An 18,816-nucleotide genomic window follows, 5' to 3' on the forward strand; every position below is an offset into this window, starting at 1 on the left:
AACAGCAAAAAGCACGATTTAGTTCATCTTTATGTAGTGAAAGCCCCAGACGCACTTGCACTTGATGTAATCGGCAAATACTCTTAGTGAGTAAATGTTTGCCGTGGTGGCAAGGTGTTAGAACAACAGAGAATATAATGATGCAGGATTTGCGTCTGATATTAATCATTGTTGGCGCGATCGCCATAATCGCTTTACTGGTGCACGGTTTTTGGACCAGCCGTAAAGAACGTTCCTCGATGTTTCGCGATCGCCCACTGAAACGTATGAAGTCTCGCGACGATGAAGAGTCGGAAGGCGACGACTTTGATGACAATGTTGAAGGCGTCGGTGAAGTCCGGGTTCATCGGGCGAGTCATGCGCCGAACGGCGTTCATGGGGAGCATGAAGCACCTCGTCAGCCGCCGCAGCACCAGTATCAGCCTCCTTATGAGCGTCAGGCGCAGCAGCCTGTGCGCCCGGAAGAGCCTGCCCGTGCACCGCAGCAGCCGCATCAGCAGCCAGTTCACCCTCAGGCTCCGGTTCAGCAACCGCATTATGCCGCGCCGACGCAGCAGCCGGTGACACAGCCCGTGCAGCCCCAGCAGCCGCCGCAAACGCAGCCACAGCAATCGCCGCAGCCACAGCAACATGTGCAGCAACCCGTTCAGCATGTGCAGCAGCCGGTTCAACAGCAGCCTGTTGCCGCTCCGCAGCCGCAGCCGACGCCTGAACCTCCGGCCCCTGAGCCGCAGCCGGCAGCGCCGCAGCCTAAAGAGCGCAAGGAGACGGTCATCGTGATGAACGTCGCCGCGCATCATGGCTCGCAGCTTAACGGCGAGCTGCTCATCAACAGTATCCAGCAGGCGGGCTTCAAATTTGGCGATATGAATATTTTCCATCGTCACCTGAGCCCGGACGGTAGCGGCCAGGTGCTTTTCAGTCTGGCGAATATGGTTAAACCTGGCACCTTTAATCCGGACAGCATGGCGGATATGATGACCCCTGGGGTGACTATCTTTATGCAGGTTCCGTCCTTTGGCGATGAACTGCAAAACTTTAAGCTGATGCTGCAGTCCGCGCAGTACATTGCCGATGAAGTCGGTGGCGTGGTGCTGGACGACCAGCGTCGTATGATGACGCCGCAAAAACTGCGTGAATATCAGGATCGCATTCGTGAAGTAAAAGAGGCGAACGCCTGATCCCGCTTTTTGCGTTTAATCTACTTATCCTGAACCCCCGCCCGTCGGGGGTTTTTTATCATTGATGGTGTGATATGGAATCGAACGAACAAAAACTGACTGAACTGCGAACCACGCTTCGCCATCATGAATATCTCTACCACGTCATGGATACGCCGGAAATTCCTGATGCGGAATACGACCGGTTAATGCGTGAACTGCGCGAGCTGGAAGCTCAGCACCCGGAGCTGATCACCCCAGACTCGCCCACCCAGCGCGTCGGCGCCGCACCGCTAGCCTCCTTTAGCCAGATCCGCCATGAAGTTCCGATGCTGTCGCTCGATAACGTCTTTGATGAGGAGAGTTTCCTCGCGTTTAACAAGCGGGTGCAGGACCGTCTGAAAAATAGTGATGATCTTACCTACTGCTGCGAGCTCAAGCTGGATGGCCTGGCGGTCAGTATCCTCTATGAGAACGGCTTGCTGGTACAGGCGGCGACCCGCGGAGATGGAACGACCGGTGAAGATATTACCTCCAACGTGCGTACCATCCGCGCGATCCCCCTGAAGCTACGCGGCGACAATATTCCGCAGCGGCTTGAGGTTCGCGGAGAGGTGTTTCTGCCGCAGGCAGGGTTCGAAAAAATTAATGAAGAGGCCCGGCGAACCGGGGGGAAAGTCTTTGCTAACCCGCGTAACGCCGCAGCAGGTTCTTTACGTCAGCTCGATCCGCGGATTACCGCGAAGCGTCCGCTCACTTTCTTTTGCTATGGCGTGGGCGTGCTGGAAGGCGGCGAGCTGCCGGCCAGCCACTCGGCACGCTTGCAGCAGTTTAAGTTCTGGGGGCTGCCGGTCAGCGAGCGCGTAAAACTCTGCCATACGCCAGAGGAAGTGCTTACTTACTATCGCAAGGTGGAAGAAGATCGACCGAATCTGGGATTTGATATCGACGGAGTGGTGATCAAAGTCGATTCGCTTGCGTTACAGGAACAGCTTGGCTTCGTAGCCCGCGCGCCGCGCTGGGCGGTGGCGTTTAAGTTTCCGGCGCAGGAGCAGATGACTTTCGTGCGCGACGTTGAGTTTCAGGTCGGGCGAACCGGCGCCATCACGCCGGTTGCGCGTCTTGAGCCGGTACACGTCGCCGGAGTACTGGTCAGCAACGCGACCCTCCATAATGCCGATGAAATCGAGCGCCTGGGACTGCGCATCGGCGATAAGGTAGTTATTCGTCGTGCCGGAGATGTGATTCCCCAGGTCGTGAACGTTGTGCTCTCAGAACGCCCGGAAGAGACGCGGGAAATCGTGTTCCCAACCCATTGTCCGGTATGCCACTCCGACGTCGAACGCGTTGAAGGCGAAGTGGTAACGCGCTGTACCGGCGGATTGATCTGCGGCGCGCAGCGCAAAGAGTCGCTCAAGCATTTTGTCTCCCGTCGCGCTCTGGACGTCGATGGTATGGGCGATAAAATCATCGATCAGCTGGTAGAAAAAGAGTATGTGCACACGCCAGCCGATCTCTTTCAGCTGACGCCGGGTAAACTCACCGGGCTCGATCGCATGGGGCCAAAATCAGCGCAGAACATCGTGGATGCCCTGGAGAAGTCAAAAGAGACCACCTTCGCTCGTTTTCTTTATGCGCTGGGGATCCGTGAAGTGGGTGAGGCGACGGCAGCCGGTTTAGCGGCCCACTTTGGCACTATTGAGGCGCTTGAGCAGGCCTCGATTGACGATCTGCAAAAAGTGCCGGATGTCGGGATTGTCGTCGCCACGCACGTGCGTAATTTCTTTGCCGAAGAGAGCAACCGCGAAGTTATCGCTCAGCTGCGTAAAGAGGGCGTCCGCTGGCCTGCGCCGGTGGTGGTCAATGCTGAAGAGATTGATAGCCCGTTCGCCGGAAAAACGATTGTTCTGACCGGTAGCCTGACCCAGCTCTCTCGTGATGATGCGAAAGCGCAGCTGGTTGCGCTGGGCGCGAAGGTTGCGGGCAGCGTGTCGAAGAAAACCGACCTGGTTATCGCCGGGGAGGCTGCGGGTTCTAAGCTCGCTAAAGCGCAGGAGCTGGGAATTGCGGTAATCGATGAAGACGAAATGCTGCGCCTGCTCGGAGAGTCGCGTGGATAAAGAGCAGCTTATTGAAATTGCCAATACGGAAATGCCGTTTGGCAAGTACAAAGGCCGTCGATTAATTGATGTGCCGGAAGAGTATCTGCTGTGGTTTGCCCGTAAGGATCAATTTCCTGCCGGGCATCTCGGCGAACTGATGGCATTAACCCTGTTGATTAAAACAGAGGGGCTGACCGGTCTGGTCCAGCCCCTTAAGCGTCCGCGTTAAGCTTCGGAGGCGCGGTTTTTTTCCTGCGCCTGCAATGCTTCGGCCTGGCGCTTATAGCGCCTCGCCAGCACTGCGCACACCATGAGCTGAATCTGATGGAAGATCATCAGCGGCAGCACCATGATCCCCAGGATTGAGGTCGGGAAGAGAATATTGGCCATTGGAATGCCGTTCGCCAGGCTCTTTTTCGACCCGCAGAAGACAATCGTAATTTCATCCGCTTTATTAAACCCACACCTGCGCGCTACAAACACGTTAATAGCTATCACAATTGCCAGCAGCACGATGCTGACAATAACGATGAACAGCAGCGATCCGATACCCACTTTGTGCCAGATACCGTTCACGACTGCCTCGCTGAATGCCGAATAAACGACCAGCAGGATAGAGGTCTGATCGGTTTTTGAGATCCACTTTTTATGTTTTGTCACCCAGTTGCCAATCCATGGGCGAGAAAGATGCCCCAGCACAAACGGCAGCAGCAGCTGCAGCATGATTTTACCAACCTGCTCCAGACTCCCGCCCGCGCCGTGCAGATTCATCAGCAGGCCGACCAGCAAAGGCGAAATGAAGATCCCCAGCAGGCTTGAGGCCGAGGCCGAGCATACCGCTGCCGCCACGTTACCGCCCGCCAGGGAAGTAAACGCGATGGCCGACTGGACGGTGGCTGGCAGAATGCAGAGATAAATAAACCCGGTGTATAGCGCCGGATCGACGTTGACAGGCGCCCACCAGGCAAACAGCACGCCAAGCACGGGAAAAACGATAAACGTGCTGCACATGACCCAGAGATGTAAACGCCAGTGGCTTCCTCCGGCAACGATCGCCTCACGCGAGAGTTTGGCGCCGTGCATAAAAAACAGCAGCGCGATGGCGGCGGTAGTTAAATGCTCAAAGAAGGGGACAAATCCGCCGCGAGCAGGAAAAAAAGAGGCCAGCAGGACGACGGTGACTAACGTTAGGGTGAATGGATCGAGAATGCGGAAAAATTTCATAAACGCTCCTGAAAATCGATGTCGCTATTGTGCTTTCTTTAGTTTGAGAAATAAAATCGATTTATTGCATCTATTCATGAAAAAAAGAGATGAATTACTCGCTACGACAGTTGAAGGTTTTTGTGACCGTTGCTCGCGTCAAAAGCTTTAGCCGGGCAGGGGAGAGTATTGGCCTTAGCCAGTCAGCGGTAAGCCATAGCGTGAAAGAGCTGGAGCATCAGACCGGGGTACGCTTGCTTGACCGAACGACGCGCGAAGTGGTGCTTACGGAGGCCGGCCAGCAGCTCGCGGCCCGGCTTGATCGTCTGTTGGATGAACTAAACGGCACGCTGCGAGAGGCCGGACGCGTCGGGCAGCAGCTGATGGGAACCGTCCGGGTGGCGGCCAGCCAGACTATTTCCGCCCATCTTATCCCGCAGTGCATTGCCGACAGCAACCGTCGTTATCCGGAAATCGATTTCGTACTACACGACCGCCCCCAGCAGTGGGTGCTGGAGAGTATCCGCCAGGGGGAAGTGGATTTTGGCATTGTGATCGATCCTGGCGCTGCTACCGATTTACAGTGTGAGACGGTGCTCGCCGAACCTTTTCTGTTGCTTTGCCGTAGCGATCACCCTTTTGCCGGACGGAGCGCGGTGAACTGGCAAGACCTCCAGCAGCAGCGGCTGGTTCTGCAGGATTATGCTTCTGGTAGTCGTCCGCTGATTGACGCCGCGCTCTCGGGATTTGCCGTTAAAGCGAATATCGTGCAGGAAATCGGTCATCCGGCCACGCTATTTCCGATGGTTGAGTCGGGGATAGGTATCAGTATTTTACCCGCATTAGCGCTGCCGCTTCCTCAGGGCAGCCATTTGCAGGTGAAACGACTCACTCCGGTGGTGGAGCGTCAGCTGATGCTGGCGCGGCGTAAAAATCGCTCGCTTTCAACTGCCGCAGAAGCGCTGTGGGAGGTGGTGCGGCATCAGGCTGGCCAGCTGACCGCTTTGCGCGAGAATGACCCCTTGTATCAGAAATGAAATCAATAGCTTTTTGATATCGAACGTCCGGGAAAACTGTATTGGTAATCGATTGCGTACCCTCGTTATAACATCATGGTAGCCAATTAACTTATCGATTCTTCAGTTTCTAAGGACAGCTTATGAGCGACACGCTTTTTTCACAGAACCCATGGTATAGCGCAGACATCATTCGCGGACATAAGCCGGACTTTATGCCGCGGGTGGCTTTTATTCTTGGTTCGGGTCTTGGGGCGCTAGCGGAGCAAATTGAAGATGCAGTGGCAATTTCATACGAGAAGCTGCCTGGATTCCCGGTGAGTACCGTTCACGGCCATGCCGGCGAGCTGGTGTTGGGAAACCTGGCTGGCGTACCGGTTGCCTGCATGAAGGGGCGCGGGCACTTCTACGAAGGGCGCGGCATGACGGTCATGACCGATGCCATCCGTACGCTAAAGCTTCTGGGATGTGAACTGCTGTTTTGTACTAACGCGGCCGGTTCTCTTCGTCCAGAAGTGGGGCCGGGAAGTCTGGTGGCGCTGAGCGATCATCTTAATACTATGCCGGGTACGCCGATGGTGGGCCTGAATGATGAACGCTTCGGCGAGCGCTTTTTCTCGCTGGCAAATGCCTATGATGCGGATTATCGCGCCGTTCTGCAGCGCGTTGCGGCAGAGGAGGGTTTTCCGCTGACTGAAGGCGTATTTGTCTCCTATCCCGGGCCGAATTTTGAAACGGCGGCTGAGATCCGCATGATGCAAATTATCGGCGGCGATGTGGTGGGGATGTCCGTGGTGCCGGAGGTGATAAGCGCCCGCCATTGCGGGTTGAAAGTGGTGGCTGTTGCAGCGATTACTAATCTGGCTGAAGGTCTGGGCGATGTGAAGTTATCCCACGCGCAAACCCTGGCAGCGGCCGAACTCTCCCGGCAGAACTTTATCAACCTGATCTGCGGCTTCTTACGCAAACTGGCCTGAAAATAATAAATATTGACCCCGCTTGCGGGGTCTTACTTTAATGGCAAGGAACGGAAAAAATGGGTATCGCTTCTCGCTTAAAGCTCATGTCGTTTTTGCAATATTTTATCTGGGGAAGCTGGCTGGTCACCCTGGGTTCTTACATGATCAATACGCTGCATTTCACCGGCGCAAACGTCGGCATGGTGTATAGCTCCAAGGGGCTGGCGGCCATTATCATGCCCGGCATCATGGGGATCATTGCCGATAAATGGCTTCGTGCAGAACGGGCCTATATGTTCTGCCATTTGGTTGGCGCGGGAGTGCTTCTTTATGCGACGACCGTGAACGATCCGGATACGATGTTCTGGGTGATGCTCATTAACGCGATGGCCTACATGCCCACTATCTCCTTGTCTAACAGCGTCTGCTATTCATGTCTGTCGCAGTCCGGCCAGGATCCGGCGACCGCGTTTCCTCCCATTCGCGTTTTTGGCACTCTCGGTTTTATTGCCGCAATGTGGACGGTGAGCCTGATGGGGCTGGAGTTAAGCAGCGCACAGCTATATATCGCCTCTGCCGCGTCGCTATTACTGGCGATTTATGCATTTACGTTACCGAAAATTCCTGTCGTTGAGAAGAAAGCCGGAACCACCCTGGCCAGCCGGCTGGGGCTGGATGCCTTCGTGTTATTTAAAAATCCGCGGATGGCCATTTTCTTCTTTTTTGCGATGATGCTGGGAGCGGTACTGCAAATAACTAACGTCTTCGGTAATCCTTTCCTGCATGATTTTGCCCGTAATCCGGAGTTTGCCGACAGCTTTGTCGTACGTTATCCCTCAATTTTGCTTTCGGTGTCGCAGATGGCGGAGGTCGCTTTCATCCTCACCATACCGTTCTTTCTTAAACGCTTTGGCATTAAAACAGTCATGCTGATGAGTATGCTGGCATGGACGCTGCGCTTTGGCCTTTTCGCCTTTGGCGATCCCTCTCCGTTCGGTTTTGTGTTGCTGCTGATGTCGATGATTGTTTACGGCTGCGCATTCGACTTCTTTAATATTTCTGGATCGGTATTTGTTGAGCAGGAGGTCAGTGCCAATATTCGCGCCAGCGCCCAAGGCCTGTTTATGACCATGGTGAACGGCATTGGAGCATGGGTTGGTTCAGTTCTGAGCGGTATGGCCGTTGATTACTTCTCTATTGATGGCGTAAAAGAGTGGCAGACTATCTGGCTGGTGTTCGCCGCCTATTCATTACTGCTGGCGGTTATTTTTGCCCTGTTCTTCCGTTATCAACATGAGCCTGAGAAACTTATCAACAAAGCGCTGACGCATTAATCTTCTTCAGCGGCGGAGTTTATACTCTGCCGTTTCATTTTCCAGGATGCAGTGTGGTAACTTTGCGCATTATCCTTCGCCTCAGGAGCGCATGTCCCATGGAACGCACGCATCGTATCGATCTGAAATTATTGCGCTATTTTCTGGCTGTCGCAGAAGAGCTGCATTTTGGTCGTGCGGCTGCCCGTCTGAACATGTCGCAACCGCCGCTTAGTATCCACATCAAGGAGCTGGAGCAGCAGCTCGGTACGCTGCTGTTTGTTCGCCACTCTCGTAGCGTGGCGTTGACCCATGCTGGAAAAATTCTGATGGAGGAGTCCCGCCGCCTGCTTTCCAGCGCCAATCAGGCGCTGGCGCGAGTTGAGCAGATTGGCCGGGGTGAGGCGGGGAGGGTAGAATTGGGCGTGATAGGTACGGCGATGTGGGGGAAAATGCGCCCGGTAATGCGGCGTTTTTTGAAAGAGAACCCTAACGTAGAGGTGCTTTTCCGCGAGAACATGCCCGCCATGCAGATGGCGATGCTGGAGCGACGGGAGCTGGATGCCGGCGTGTGGCGGATGGCGACAGCGCCTACGCCAGGATTTACCAGCCTGCGTTTGCACGAGTCCTCTTTTCTGGTGGCCATGCCGGAGGAGCATCCGCTGGCGGTGCGTGAGGCGATCCCGCTTGCGGCGCTGCGTAACGAATATTTTGTTACGATGCCTTCAATACATACCGACTGGACGTTTTTGCAGCGCGTCTGTCAGAGTGCCGGATTCTTGCCGATGATTATCCGTGAAGTGATGGAGCCGCAAACGGTACTGGCTATGGTCAGCATGGGAATTGGCATTACGCTCATCGCCGATAGCTATGCGCAAATGACCTGGCCGGGCGTTGTGTTTCGTCCGCTGGAAGAGCGCATACCCGCTGACTTGTATATTGTCTATGACCAACAACAGGCGATGCCCGCGCTGGAGAAGCTGGTAGCGGTGCTGGTGAATTGATGGTCAGTGCCGGATAGCAAGATGAAGGCCTGTGCCGGTTTCGTATATTGCAGATAGTAAAAAAGCGCCTTTAGGGCGCTTTTTTACATTGGTGGGTCGTGCAGGATGACTCGCTTCGCGTGCCCTTCGGGCCGTCGCCGCAGGCGGCTCCGTTGTCTCTCTTCGCTACTCGTCTCATCCTGAGACTCGCCCTTCGGGCAACGCTACGCGTTGTACAAAATTGTTCCCGACAATTTTGTCGACTCGAACCTGCAGCAGGTTCGAATCTTTTGAATCGCAGATAGCAAAAAAGCGCCTTTAGGGCGCTTTTTTGCATTGGTGGGTCGTGCAGAATCCTGACTCAAGGTTTAACCCTTTGAATTTCCAGATAATACAACACAACAACCAATCACTGTGGGCCACAGTATAGGCCCAAATCTCCAAACCGCAAGAGGAAATCAATCAATATGGTTTAATTGGCTAACTTTTAGTCTCATACAAACCTATTGATACTAACAAGGCAAACCTTCATTCCACACCTAAGCGATCTGATGGTAACAAATCATAGCCTACAAGGCGTTAAAGTTCTTGACTTTCACAGCGCTGTAAAAGATTGAATGAAAATCATATGGAGACTGGTTATATAACAAGGTTCCTAAATGAAAGAGAAAATAATCGGTTATGGTAATAAATCCCAGAAGTCTTCTTGGCATGCGATTTTGACATTGTCAATATCAGCCATTATTTTTGTTACAGCAGAGCTTTTGCCGATTGGTGTATTGCAAGAAATAGGCCAGACATATGGTAAGTCGATTGGTGAGATTGGACTTATCGTGACAGGATACGCTTGGGTAGTTGCTTTTTCTGCAATATCAGCAACTTCCTGTTTTTTAAAATTTGAAAGAAGAAAACTAATAGTTTTTATTCTCATGGTATTTGGTATATCAAACATTATAGTATCTCAATCATCTAATATAATTATATTATATATTGGAAGGATATTAGGTGCATTTTCCCATGGAATATTTTGGTCAATTGTAGGCCCATTAGCCGTAAGTTTAGTCTCAGATAAAGAAAAGGCTAAAGCAACTTCATTAGTTTTTGGAGGAATAGCTATTGCATCAGTAGCAGTCGTACCCTTAGCAACATTTATCTCTCAAAACATCAGTTGGGAATTATCATTTCTTTTTATTGGTTTGACGGGGATTGCTCTTAGCCTAATTACTCTGATTACCATGCCAAAAATCATTCCATTCGACTTGAAAAAAGACATATCTTTAAAAAAAGTGATAACTCGCCCATATTTACGCAGAACATATCCTGTGACCGCTTTGGCAATATGTGGGAATTATTGTGCTTTTACATATATTGGTCTTCTTATTGAAAAGCAAGCAGGATTTTCACATGATAAACTACCAGTGCTTTTACTGTTATTTGGAATATCGGGTGTTGTGGGGAATTTTATTAGTGGGTTAATTAAAGACAAGTATTTGGTTGTTGCTACTAGATGGATACTTCTCCTTATGATATTGGCTGTGACTGGATTTAGTGTACTGCCTAATATCAGAAGTGTCGGTGTCATTTATCTCATGATTATTGCTTGGGGGGCTGGCATCTGTGCAATTACAGTAACCCTTCAATCAATAGTTTTAAATTTATCTGCTGATTCTGGAGAGAGAGCATCTTCGGTTCATGTAGCAATGTTTAACATTGGCATAGGGTCTGGTGCTTTTTTAGGGGGGGTTATAATTAATGAATTCAATATTGCTATTGTAGCATTATCAGCGTCAATATTTATGGGGGGGGCTCTTGTTTTATTACTACCAAAAATCACGTTAAATATCTATGAATAATTCATTATTGTAAATCATTCTTTATATAAAAGAAGGAGTGCATACTATGAAATTTAATACTAATTCGAATAATAAACCTTATCGTGTCGGGATGGTTGGCGCTGGATTTATGGCAAAGTTACACAGTTTATCCATGCGAAATATTTCAGGTTTGATGGATGATCCCGAAGCACGTTTTGAGTTAGTACGAATTGTAGATGTGGACAGGCAAGCAGCGCAACGTGAGGCAGAACGTTGGGGATGGAAAGAATCAGGCACAGACTGGACGTCAATTACAAATGATGATTCTATTGATATCATTGATATTGCAACACCTAATAATAGTCACTATGAAATTTGTCTCGAAGCCTTCGCAAAAGGGAAAAACGTACTTTGTGAAAAACCTTTATCAACAAATAGTAAAAATGCAGAAATAATGGCGAAAAAGGCAATAGAGTCAGGAAAAGTACATATGGTTAATTTTACATATCGTGCGTGGCCTGCTATTGCACAAGCGAAGAAAATTATTGAAAGTGGCGAAATTGGATCAATTCGTCATTTTGAAGGTCATTTTTTACAGGACCATAACAATGACCCTACAATCCCATTGCATTGGCGTTTTAAAGAAGAACCAGCAGGAGCGGGTGCCTTAGGTGATGTAGGTGCACATATTATCGACTTAGCTCGTTTTCTTGTTGGTGAGTTTGATAGTGTATCGGCTGTAATGCAACGTTTTATTACTGAGCGACCGTTAGTCGGGGATCGTTCAAGAAAAGGGGCTGTAGAGGTAGATGATTTTACCTGTTCGTTGGTGAATTTCAAAAATGGCGCAACTGGAACAATCAAGGCAGGTTGGGCACTGCCGGGTTACAAGAATGATGTCTTCTTTAATGTCGTTGGCGATAAAGGTGCTCTCCGATTCAGTTGGCAGCGCAGTAATGAACTTCAATATTTTGATAGTCGAGATCCATCTTCACTGTCAGGTTTCCGAACGATTCTAATCGGAAGGGCCCATCCTGGAGCTGAACTCTTTTGGTTCCCAGACTTAGGAGGAGAATTGGGGGTTGGTGTTACAGGTCAAGGCATTGGGTACGGTGAAGCATTCGCACTTAGCTTTAAGCACTTTGCTGAAGTATTAAAATTAGGAAAATCCAGTGCGCCTGATTTCATTGATGGACTTAGATGTTGCGAAATTATTGATGCGATCAAGCTATCATCTACAACACATAAATGGCAGAAAGTTAGTTTCGCAGATATATAACTTAAACGACGGTGCCAACAGGAGAAAAGACACCGTCATAATCCACTAATATAATTTAAATAATTATTTAACAACAGTCCCAGTGGAGGATAATATGGCGAAGCAAGAAATAAAATCTCTAACTGGACTGCGTGGTATTGCAGCAGTTATAGTGATGTTCTACCATTTTAATTTGGCACATGCGTTAACTAGTCATTCCGCTACGATAATGGGGCATGGTTATTTAATGGTTGATTTGTTTTTCGTACTATCGGGATTTGTTATTTCAATGACTTATGGAGAATGGTTTGCAAATTCGATAGATAGAAAAGCCTTTTTGAAATATGTCTTTAGAAGAATTGCGAGAATTTATCCTCTTTATTTTTTCATGATCTGCACTGCATCTATATTGGTAGCGACAGGATGGATGGATCGCTGGCCAGGGCCTGCAGTTATAGTATCAGCGTTAATTAATTTTTCCATGTTACAAACCTTATTAGGCGTACCCACATTGAATACTCCCGGGTGGTCTGTGAGTGCAGAATGGGTAGCCAGTATACTGTTTCCATTTATTTCCTTTTTATTCCATCGTTATGGATGGAAATTAATTTTGTTATTTTTTGTTGTCTCTATTCTGGCTTACCCTTTTATAGCAATTGCTCCGGAATTAATTCACGAGCCAAAACGCTCCGGAATAATGGATATATGGCATTATGAAACAATATATCCTGTTATAAGGGCTGTCGCTGGGTTTATTGTAGGGATGGTTTTATTTAACATAAGTAAGTTAGATATTGTAATGAAGATAATTATGGCTCCAGGATTGTCATTATGTATGTTGTTATTTATAATTTTCAGTATGACGTTTAAAAATGCTGACTTTATTATTATCGCTCTATTTCCTATTTTTGTCCTGAGTCTGGTGAATGAGAAGTCTTTAGTAGGACGATTAATGAGTTCAAAATTAATATATCGCCTTGGCGTACTTTCATATAGTATTTATTTGATCCATAATCAGTTGAATTACTTTATGTTAGTTATCAAAAGTCATATACTTAGTGAAGGAATTAATGAACAAGGAGCGACAATATTATCCTGTATACTGTTTGCCCTTATCACCATATTACTTTCTGAAATAACATTTCGCTATGTTGAAAAACCAGCAAGGGATTACCTGAGAAAAATGCAGTTATTTACTCCCAGAGAACCATCTGCGGCAAAATGAAAGAACAGGCATAGGTGGCTATGCCTATTTTTATAGATGGGAAATGTGTTTTTCTAATATTAAGCACTTAATTTCATACTTTCGGTAAGGAATTTATTAATCAAAAATAATGCACGGCTGTTTTTGTCGAAATCTTGTTGTATTTTATTTCGTTGCTCTTGAAGAGTTGCAACAATTAATGGGCATGGTGAGATCCTAAGAGGCTCACTCACAATGCATGGCATTAATACACGAACAGCATCTAGAGTCAATCCAGCTTCCTGTAGGGACTTGATACTCTGAATTATTATTAAGTCTTGCTGAGAAAAATTACGGTATCCTGACAAAGTCCTTTCAGGTCTGAGTAATCCCTGTTCTTCGTAATAGCGTATCATTCGAGGGCTGATACCAGTCTTATTTGATAACTCTTTAATTCTCATAAGTTACCTCATATTTTTGACAGCTACAATAGATTATAATCAACATATACCCCTGCAAGGAGTAATGTCAAGGTAGTCACTAATGACTATAATTTGGCACATACATTAAATCATTTAATGTATTGAATTACAAATATTTTTGTTTTTTTGTGAAGCAAGGTTTTTTAATTATCATCCGGTATAAATATATAAGTATAAGCTATATTAGTCAGCGCCTCCCCACTCAATAATATATTCATATTACTTTTTTGTATTACTCGTATGTTTTTATACGCCATGTATCGATACCCTACTTATTTATTATTATTCTAACTGATAAAAGCTAATAAAAAAATAAGATAATAAAAATGACAAAAAATCTTGACCTTAACAGCACTGTTAACCCCGATAATAACTACGTACCTTTATTGAGGAGTAGATAATGTATAAAGTAAAAGTCTCAAATGCTACGGTAACATTCCATGCGCAGGGGGAAGGCCCGGGACTAATACTTGTCCATGGTACAGGTGCGGACTGGAAAGGAAACTGGGGAGAGATAATTGAAAGTTTTTCCCCTTACCGAAAAGTGGTATGCCCTAATTATTCAGGCTCTGGTGAGACGAAAGATAATGGAGAAGATCTTTCTATTGAAATGTTAGCTGAACAAATAATAGCTGCTGCAGAGGAATCAAAAATAGTGCCCTTCGATATAATGGGTTTTTCTTTAGGCGCAACTCTTACTGCTTATATCGCTGCAGAATATCCAGAGTATGTTAACTCTGTCATCTTGGTTGGAGGTTTCGCTTCAACTGATGACTCACGTAGTCAACTACAATTTAACTTATGGAAGGAACTTATAGAATTCAACCAACCGGTTCTTGCGAAAATAATTATGTTGACTGGGTTCACTCCTGATTTTGTAGCCAGTATGACTATAGCCCAAGTAGAGGAAAATATTAAAAACATCATTGAAAATAATAATTGGGATGGCATGGCAAGACAGGTTGAATTAGATTTGAACGTGAATATAAAAGATCAAATAAGGAAAATAACTAAACCAACTTTAGTGATCGCTAATAATTATGATTATATGGTTTCAAAAGAACGATCATTAGAGTTGGTAAAACTAAACCCCAAATTTGAATATGCGGAAATCGAATCAGGACATTTGGTTGTCCATGAAAAACCTAAAGAGTTGATAGAAATTTCTTTAGAATTCCTTCTTCGCAATAGCAAGGTTAAATAAAGGTTGCAAGTATCATATACAGTAACTTAAAAGAAAGAGGATTTGCTATGAATACCATTGCTAATATCGCTGAAAACATAAAATTAGATTCAGGTTTTTGGAATATTAAATCAAACTTACCAGTTAGTTATACGGTGGAAATCGTACCACATTTATTTGATGTGAGTAATTTAACACTTAGTCAGCTATGTAAGGGAGATAAATCGACTGATTCACGAGTCGTGGTATTCATTGATAAAGATGTTGATAAATTATATGGTGATAAAATAAAAAATTACCTGAAAGTTTCCGGTATTGATTCTGCGTGGTACCTGATTTCAGGTGATGAGGTGTCTAAAAATATTGATAACGTTCTCTACGTTGCAAAAAAAATTTCTGAAAGTGGTCTGCTACGACGTTCGGAAAAGATTTTAGCAATCGGTGGTGGTGTGCTCATGGACGTGGTTGGTTTTACTGCAAATTTATACCGCCGTGGAGTCCCATACATCAGGATTCCTACTACATTGATGGGACAAATAGATGCCGGAATTGGTATTAAAACTGGGATTAATTATTTGCAACACAAAAATAGACTTGGTACTTACTACGCACCAGAAGCAGCACTAATTGATCCTGAATTTTTAAGTACTTTATCTCAACGACATATTGCAAATGGTGTTGCGGAAATTATTAAAATGGCATGCATTAAGGACAAATACTTATTTGAACTCATTGATACCCATTTTCATAGGCTGACAAATATTGACTTTTCTGAATTTAGTGAAATACATCAAGAAATTATGGGCAGGGCTATAGATGGAATGCTCAGAGAATTAGAACCCAACCTTTGGGAAAATGAACTAGAGCGTGTAGTCGATTATGGACACACATTTAGCCCTTCGTTAGAGCTGAAGGCTGATCCGACTCTGTTACATGGCGAGGCGGTTGCGGTAGATATGGCTTTATGCACTGGTTTAGCATTGTCCCGTGGATTAATTACCGAAGAAGAAGGTGATCGTTGTATTCGACTAATACAAAAATGCAAATTACCGATACAACATCCCGTATTTACTATTTCTCTTCTAGAAGATGCGCTGAAAGACACAATTAAACATCGTGATGGATTCCAACGTGTTCCCCTAATGGCATCGATTGGAAATGCCGTATTTATCAACGATTTATGCTATGATGATTTAATGTCGGCGTTTAAATATGTGAAGCAGTTTTCTCTGACTGAATAAACAAGAGGAAGAGGCTAATGGTAATTAAAGCCAAGTCGAATTCTACTTACATATTTGATGTTGGCGGTACGTATTTACGTAGTGCTGAATGGATTTCAGGTCAAGGGCCAACACAAATTTTATCTAGTGCTTCCCCGGGATTTATTCAGTATCCGGGGGAAAGTAGTTGTGAATTGAAAAATAGATTACTTTTTGCTATTGAGAAACGACTTCCTCGTCCTGGAAATTATAATTTAGTTTCGAGTATTAGTCTTGGTGCAGCAATCAACCATCGTTCAGGAGAAGTCTACGGGGCGGCCCCACTTTGGGGCCCCCAGCAGCTAAATGTGAAGCTCACTGATGAATTACATAACCTCCGCCCTGATGTCCATTGGCTTGTTATGAATGATGTGACGGCTATGGCCCTTCATTTCTCACAACAAGATATCTGTCGCTCTGTATCTAAAGCAATGTTGATAACGGTTAGCAGTGGAATTGCTTGTCGAGTTTTCCAGACAACACCTTTCCATATTTCATTTGATTTGGCAGGTCTTCAAGGGGAGATCGGACATCTTCCCGCCGTAGGAACTCTACCGCCCCTTCTTTGTGATTGCGGAGAGACTGGACACATCGCGGCCTATTCTTCTGGAAGAGGTATACGCCGAGTATATGAGTTGCTTTATAAGCAAACATTTAATCAACAGCTAAGATCTGACGATTTTGAGAATTACTTCAAACAAGGTCTTGATAGGCAGGATGTCTTTTGCAAAAAAGTGCTTACTTTAGCTATGCAACCACTTGCTGACTTTATAACTACGGTTCTGGTCATTGATCCATCAATAGAATTGATAGCATTATCAGGAGGAGTTATTGATAGTCTAGGCGAGTATGTGAAACATGCTATATTAGAACGGCTCTATGATAAGGGCCCCTATATAACCTCAAAAAAACATCAGAAGGAATTAACTTTAAGACTGTTTATTTGTCCACCTAATACTGCTAGTGGATTATGGGGGGCTGGTGTTGCAACTGAGCATTTAAAGGAAAGCTGGTTTGCGAATTATATCCCACACAAGGAGCCCTCTGATGTTTAATTCAGCTATTGTATTTAAAGATGGGCATTGCTTTTACCAGCAGCGTCCAATATCAAAATCGAACAAAGGTTTGTATATTAGAATACTATCCGCTGGTCTTTGTGGTACAGATATTCAAATTTTAAAAGGAGAGCGGCATGAAATAACGGATGTCATTGGGCATGAAGGAGTTGGAATTATCACTGAGCATAATAGTTTCGGAGCGAGTTCGTTCTATCCTGGCCAAAAGGTTATCATCAATCCAACAGATGTCAACGACCCAAAATTTCTTTTAGGGCATAATATACCTGGCCTTTTCCAAAAATATGTTTATATTCCGAATGAATCTGTAAAAAATGGTGTGGTAATTCCTGTTGATGAAAATATCCCGAATGAGTTAGCTCCATTGATTGAACCAGTTGCAGTAGCCCTTACTGCATTAGATGTAGTAAAAAAAATAACACCACAGAAATTGGTTATAGTCGGTGGAGGTATCATTGGTAATATTATTGGTATTATATCTCAGCTGAAAAATTTAAAAACACGAACAGTAGTTATTCATCATAATGAGCATTCTTTATATTTTAGCAAGAAGCGTTTATTACCTAATGTAACTCATCTCATTGATGATAAAGATATATACAACTCACTATTTCAGGAGAAAACGGCAGTGTTTGTCGCAACACCTCGTAGCGCAACAAATATTGTCACTTCTAGAGTTCTCGAAAATTTAAAAAGCCACTCGATTGTCGATGTAATTGGAGGTATTGATAAGAATGTATTGGTTAACAACAAATCATCTTCAAAACTTTTGCGAATTAGATCCTGTAATGTTTGCCTTAACGAAGGAGGAGCACAATACCTTCCTGTTTATCCAGAATACATTCTCAATAAAAAAATAGTTGGAAGTTATATTACTAGTCATCGTGGAGTATCTACCTCTGCTTTAGTTGATGCAAAGGCTATGATATCAAATTACAAATTAATTTTTATAAAGTTAATTACACATACTATAGTGTACGATGATTTTTCTCAATTCCTAAATGAGTTGATTTGTTCGAAAACGCGCGTAATCGATGGTAATTATGTACTAAAAGCCGTAATGCTAAATAAAATGGAGTCCCTATGAAAAACACAAAATCAGCTCTCGTCGTGGGTGGTTCTACGGGTATTGGTTTAGGCGTAGCTCAGACGCTAATTGAATTGGGATATGAGGTTCACATAATAAGTAGGAGTGAGCCGAAAATGATTAATAACTCATTCATTTGGCATATGTGTGATTTGCGAGATCCTGAAAGAGCAAAATATACACTTGAATCAATATGTAATGATGGATTTAGTTTTGCTTGTTTTTCTGCGGCATATTATGGTCCTAAACGGTGTAGCTTCCTGGAAACTGACTGGAACTTCTGGCGTGAACAGTCTACTATAATGATTGACGGTCTGTGGTTAACACTAGCCAGCGTTCTTCCTTTCCTATTAATGAATAAGGGTATATTCTTAGGCATATCGTCTGAGGTGGCCATTAATTATGGTCCAGGTCGTGCAAGCTACTCAGCTTGTAAAGCCGCAGCACTAGGACTAATAAATTCCGTCTCTGCCGAGATATCGCCGCATCAGGTTTTAATTACACAGGCTTTACCAGAAGGTATGGTTGACTCACCAGGAATTCGTGCACGTAGAGCTACAGATTTTGATTACTCTTCTTATATGACACCTGATGACTTTAAACCATTTTTGCGTGCACTGGTTATGAATAGAGATTCAACTTTCCATGGCAAAACACTAATGATCAGTAAAAGTGGCACTTGGTCTCTTATCCATTCAAATCATCTCCCCCCTTCTCAATCTTGAATGGGATTAAATA

The 18,816-nt window shown here is 45.6% G+C and carries 17 protein-coding genes; 15 read left to right on the top strand and 2 right to left on the bottom strand.

What is annotated here, in order from left to right:
* Positions 1-137 precede the first annotated feature (137 nt).
* From zipA to IAE27_RS24595, 3 genes are all read left to right on the top strand, one after another.
* A complete protein-coding gene (gene zipA, locus IAE27_RS24585; protein WP_168217131.1) occupies positions 138-1,181 on the top strand; it encodes a cell division protein ZipA in 1,044 nt (347 codons plus the stop codon).
* A 74-nt stretch (positions 1,182-1,255) separates the two neighbouring features.
* Positions 1,256-3,280: an NAD-dependent DNA ligase LigA gene (ligA, locus tag IAE27_RS24590; protein WP_200092925.1), complete on the top strand. Its 2,025-nt coding sequence runs from the start codon at positions 1,256-1,258 to the stop codon at positions 3,278-3,280.
* Complete coding sequence (locus IAE27_RS24595; RefSeq protein WP_004104331.1) at positions 3,273-3,491, top strand: DUF3820 family protein; 219 nt, start codon at positions 3,273-3,275, stop codon at positions 3,489-3,491. The genes ligA and IAE27_RS24595 overlap by 8 nt, the downstream gene beginning before the upstream one ends.
* Here the strand turns inward: IAE27_RS24595 and IAE27_RS24600 are convergent.
* Entirely contained in the window at positions 3,488-4,486 is a 999-nt protein-coding gene (locus tag IAE27_RS24600) for a bile acid:sodium symporter family protein (protein ID WP_004104330.1), read from the bottom strand. The two genes, IAE27_RS24595 and IAE27_RS24600, sit on opposite strands and share 4 nt — an antisense overlap.
* Before the next feature lie 89 nt (positions 4,487-4,575).
* On the opposite strand from IAE27_RS24600, the gene IAE27_RS24605 reads away from it, so the two are divergent.
* The 7 genes from IAE27_RS24605 to IAE27_RS24635 all read left to right on the top strand — a co-directional run bounded on the left by IAE27_RS24605 (position 4,576) and on the right by IAE27_RS24635 (position 13,033).
* Positions 4,576-5,502, top strand: a complete 927-nt coding sequence (locus tag IAE27_RS24605) for a LysR family transcriptional regulator (RefSeq protein WP_070555669.1) — start codon at positions 4,576-4,578, stop codon at positions 5,500-5,502.
* 122 nt (positions 5,503-5,624) lie between these two features.
* On the top strand, positions 5,625-6,458 hold the full coding sequence (xapA, locus tag IAE27_RS24610) for a xanthosine phosphorylase (protein ID WP_070555667.1): 834 nt from the start codon (positions 5,625-5,627) through the stop codon (positions 6,456-6,458).
* Positions 6,459-6,517: 59 nt separating this feature from the next.
* Positions 6,518-7,774, top strand: a complete 1,257-nt coding sequence (locus IAE27_RS24615; protein ID WP_070555665.1) for a nucleoside permease — start codon at positions 6,518-6,520, stop codon at positions 7,772-7,774.
* 98 nt (positions 7,775-7,872) lie between these two features.
* Positions 7,873-8,757 (top strand): LysR family transcriptional regulator, encoded by an 885-nt coding sequence (locus tag IAE27_RS24620; protein WP_108704707.1) that lies wholly within the window; start codon positions 7,873-7,875, stop codon positions 8,755-8,757.
* Between the two features lie 638 nt (positions 8,758-9,395).
* The gene (locus IAE27_RS24625) at positions 9,396-10,589 is read left to right on the top strand and encodes an MFS transporter (protein WP_200092926.1); all 1,194 of its coding nucleotides are present in this window, start codon (positions 9,396-9,398) and stop codon (positions 10,587-10,589) included.
* 46 nt (positions 10,590-10,635) lie between these two features.
* Positions 10,636-11,829 (top strand): Gfo/Idh/MocA family protein, encoded by a 1,194-nt coding sequence (locus tag IAE27_RS24630; RefSeq protein ID WP_200092927.1) that lies wholly within the window; start codon positions 10,636-10,638, stop codon positions 11,827-11,829.
* 94 nt (positions 11,830-11,923) lie between these two features.
* Entirely contained in the window at positions 11,924-13,033 is a 1,110-nt protein-coding gene (locus IAE27_RS24635) for an acyltransferase family protein (protein WP_200092928.1), read from the top strand.
* A gap of 59 nt (positions 13,034-13,092) precedes the next feature.
* On the opposite strand, the gene IAE27_RS24640 is transcribed toward IAE27_RS24635, so the two are convergent.
* The gene (locus tag IAE27_RS24640) at positions 13,093-13,452 is read right to left on the bottom strand and encodes a MerR family transcriptional regulator (RefSeq protein ID WP_200092929.1); all 360 of its coding nucleotides are present in this window, start codon (positions 13,450-13,452) and stop codon (positions 13,093-13,095) included.
* A gap of 421 nt (positions 13,453-13,873) precedes the next feature.
* On the opposite strand from IAE27_RS24640, the gene IAE27_RS24645 reads away from it, so the two are divergent.
* From IAE27_RS24645 to IAE27_RS24665, 5 genes are read left to right on the top strand one after another with little or no spacing between them, the layout of a single operon-like run.
* A complete protein-coding gene (locus IAE27_RS24645) occupies positions 13,874-14,677 on the top strand; it encodes an alpha/beta fold hydrolase (protein ID WP_200092931.1) in 804 nt (267 codons plus the stop codon).
* A 47-nt stretch (positions 14,678-14,724) separates the two neighbouring features.
* A complete protein-coding gene (locus tag IAE27_RS24650) occupies positions 14,725-15,897 on the top strand; it encodes a sedoheptulose 7-phosphate cyclase (protein ID WP_200092932.1) in 1,173 nt (390 codons plus the stop codon).
* A gap of 17 nt (positions 15,898-15,914) precedes the next feature.
* The gene (locus IAE27_RS24655; RefSeq protein WP_200092933.1) at positions 15,915-16,970 is read left to right on the top strand and encodes an ROK family protein; all 1,056 of its coding nucleotides are present in this window, start codon (positions 15,915-15,917) and stop codon (positions 16,968-16,970) included.
* On the top strand, positions 16,963-18,078 hold the full coding sequence (locus IAE27_RS24660) for an MDR/zinc-dependent alcohol dehydrogenase-like family protein (RefSeq protein WP_200092934.1): 1,116 nt from the start codon (positions 16,963-16,965) through the stop codon (positions 18,076-18,078). Before IAE27_RS24655 ends, IAE27_RS24660 begins: the two co-directional genes overlap by 8 nt.
* Positions 18,075-18,803 carry an SDR family NAD(P)-dependent oxidoreductase gene (locus IAE27_RS24665; RefSeq protein ID WP_200092935.1) on the top strand — a complete coding sequence of 243 codons (729 nt, stop codon included), beginning with the start codon at positions 18,075-18,077 and terminating at the stop codon, positions 18,801-18,803. The genes IAE27_RS24660 and IAE27_RS24665 overlap by 4 nt, the downstream gene beginning before the upstream one ends.
* Positions 18,804-18,816 lie beyond the last annotated feature (13 nt).

Source organism: Klebsiella sp. S69 (assembly GCF_016516145.1).
Taxonomy (GTDB): domain Bacteria; phylum Pseudomonadota; class Gammaproteobacteria; order Enterobacterales; family Enterobacteriaceae; genus Klebsiella; species Klebsiella oxytoca.

Excerpts from the sequence above, each read along its gene's own strand:
- IAE27_RS24620 (WP_108704707.1), top strand. The coding sequence starts at position 7,873 with ATGGAACGCACGCATCGTATCGATCTGAAATTATTGCGCTATTTTCTG.
- zipA (WP_168217131.1), top strand. The coding sequence starts at position 138 with ATGATGCAGGATTTGCGTCTGATATTAATCATTGTTGGCGCGATCGCC.
- IAE27_RS24600 (WP_004104330.1), bottom strand. The coding sequence starts at position 4,486 with ATGAAATTTTTCCGCATTCTCGATCCATTCACCCTAACGTTAGTCACC.
- IAE27_RS24665 (WP_200092935.1), top strand. The coding sequence starts at position 18,075 with ATGAAAAACACAAAATCAGCTCTCGTCGTGGGTGGTTCTACGGGTATT.
- ligA (WP_200092925.1), top strand. The coding sequence starts at position 1,256 with ATGGAATCGAACGAACAAAAACTGACTGAACTGCGAACCACGCTTCGC.
- IAE27_RS24640 (WP_200092929.1), bottom strand. The coding sequence starts at position 13,452 with ATGAGAATTAAAGAGTTATCAAATAAGACTGGTATCAGCCCTCGAATG.
- IAE27_RS24625 (WP_200092926.1), top strand. The coding sequence starts at position 9,396 with ATGAAAGAGAAAATAATCGGTTATGGTAATAAATCCCAGAAGTCTTCT.
- IAE27_RS24650 (WP_200092932.1), top strand. The coding sequence starts at position 14,725 with ATGAATACCATTGCTAATATCGCTGAAAACATAAAATTAGATTCAGGT.
- IAE27_RS24630 (WP_200092927.1), top strand. The coding sequence starts at position 10,636 with ATGAAATTTAATACTAATTCGAATAATAAACCTTATCGTGTCGGGATG.
- IAE27_RS24605 (WP_070555669.1), top strand. The coding sequence starts at position 4,576 with ATGAATTACTCGCTACGACAGTTGAAGGTTTTTGTGACCGTTGCTCGC.
- IAE27_RS24615 (WP_070555665.1), top strand. The coding sequence starts at position 6,518 with ATGGGTATCGCTTCTCGCTTAAAGCTCATGTCGTTTTTGCAATATTTT.
- IAE27_RS24655 (WP_200092933.1), top strand. The coding sequence starts at position 15,915 with ATGGTAATTAAAGCCAAGTCGAATTCTACTTACATATTTGATGTTGGC.
- IAE27_RS24645 (WP_200092931.1), top strand. The coding sequence starts at position 13,874 with ATGTATAAAGTAAAAGTCTCAAATGCTACGGTAACATTCCATGCGCAG.
- IAE27_RS24635 (WP_200092928.1), top strand. The coding sequence starts at position 11,924 with ATGGCGAAGCAAGAAATAAAATCTCTAACTGGACTGCGTGGTATTGCA.
- IAE27_RS24660 (WP_200092934.1), top strand. The coding sequence starts at position 16,963 with ATGTTTAATTCAGCTATTGTATTTAAAGATGGGCATTGCTTTTACCAG.
- xapA (WP_070555667.1), top strand. The coding sequence starts at position 5,625 with ATGAGCGACACGCTTTTTTCACAGAACCCATGGTATAGCGCAGACATC.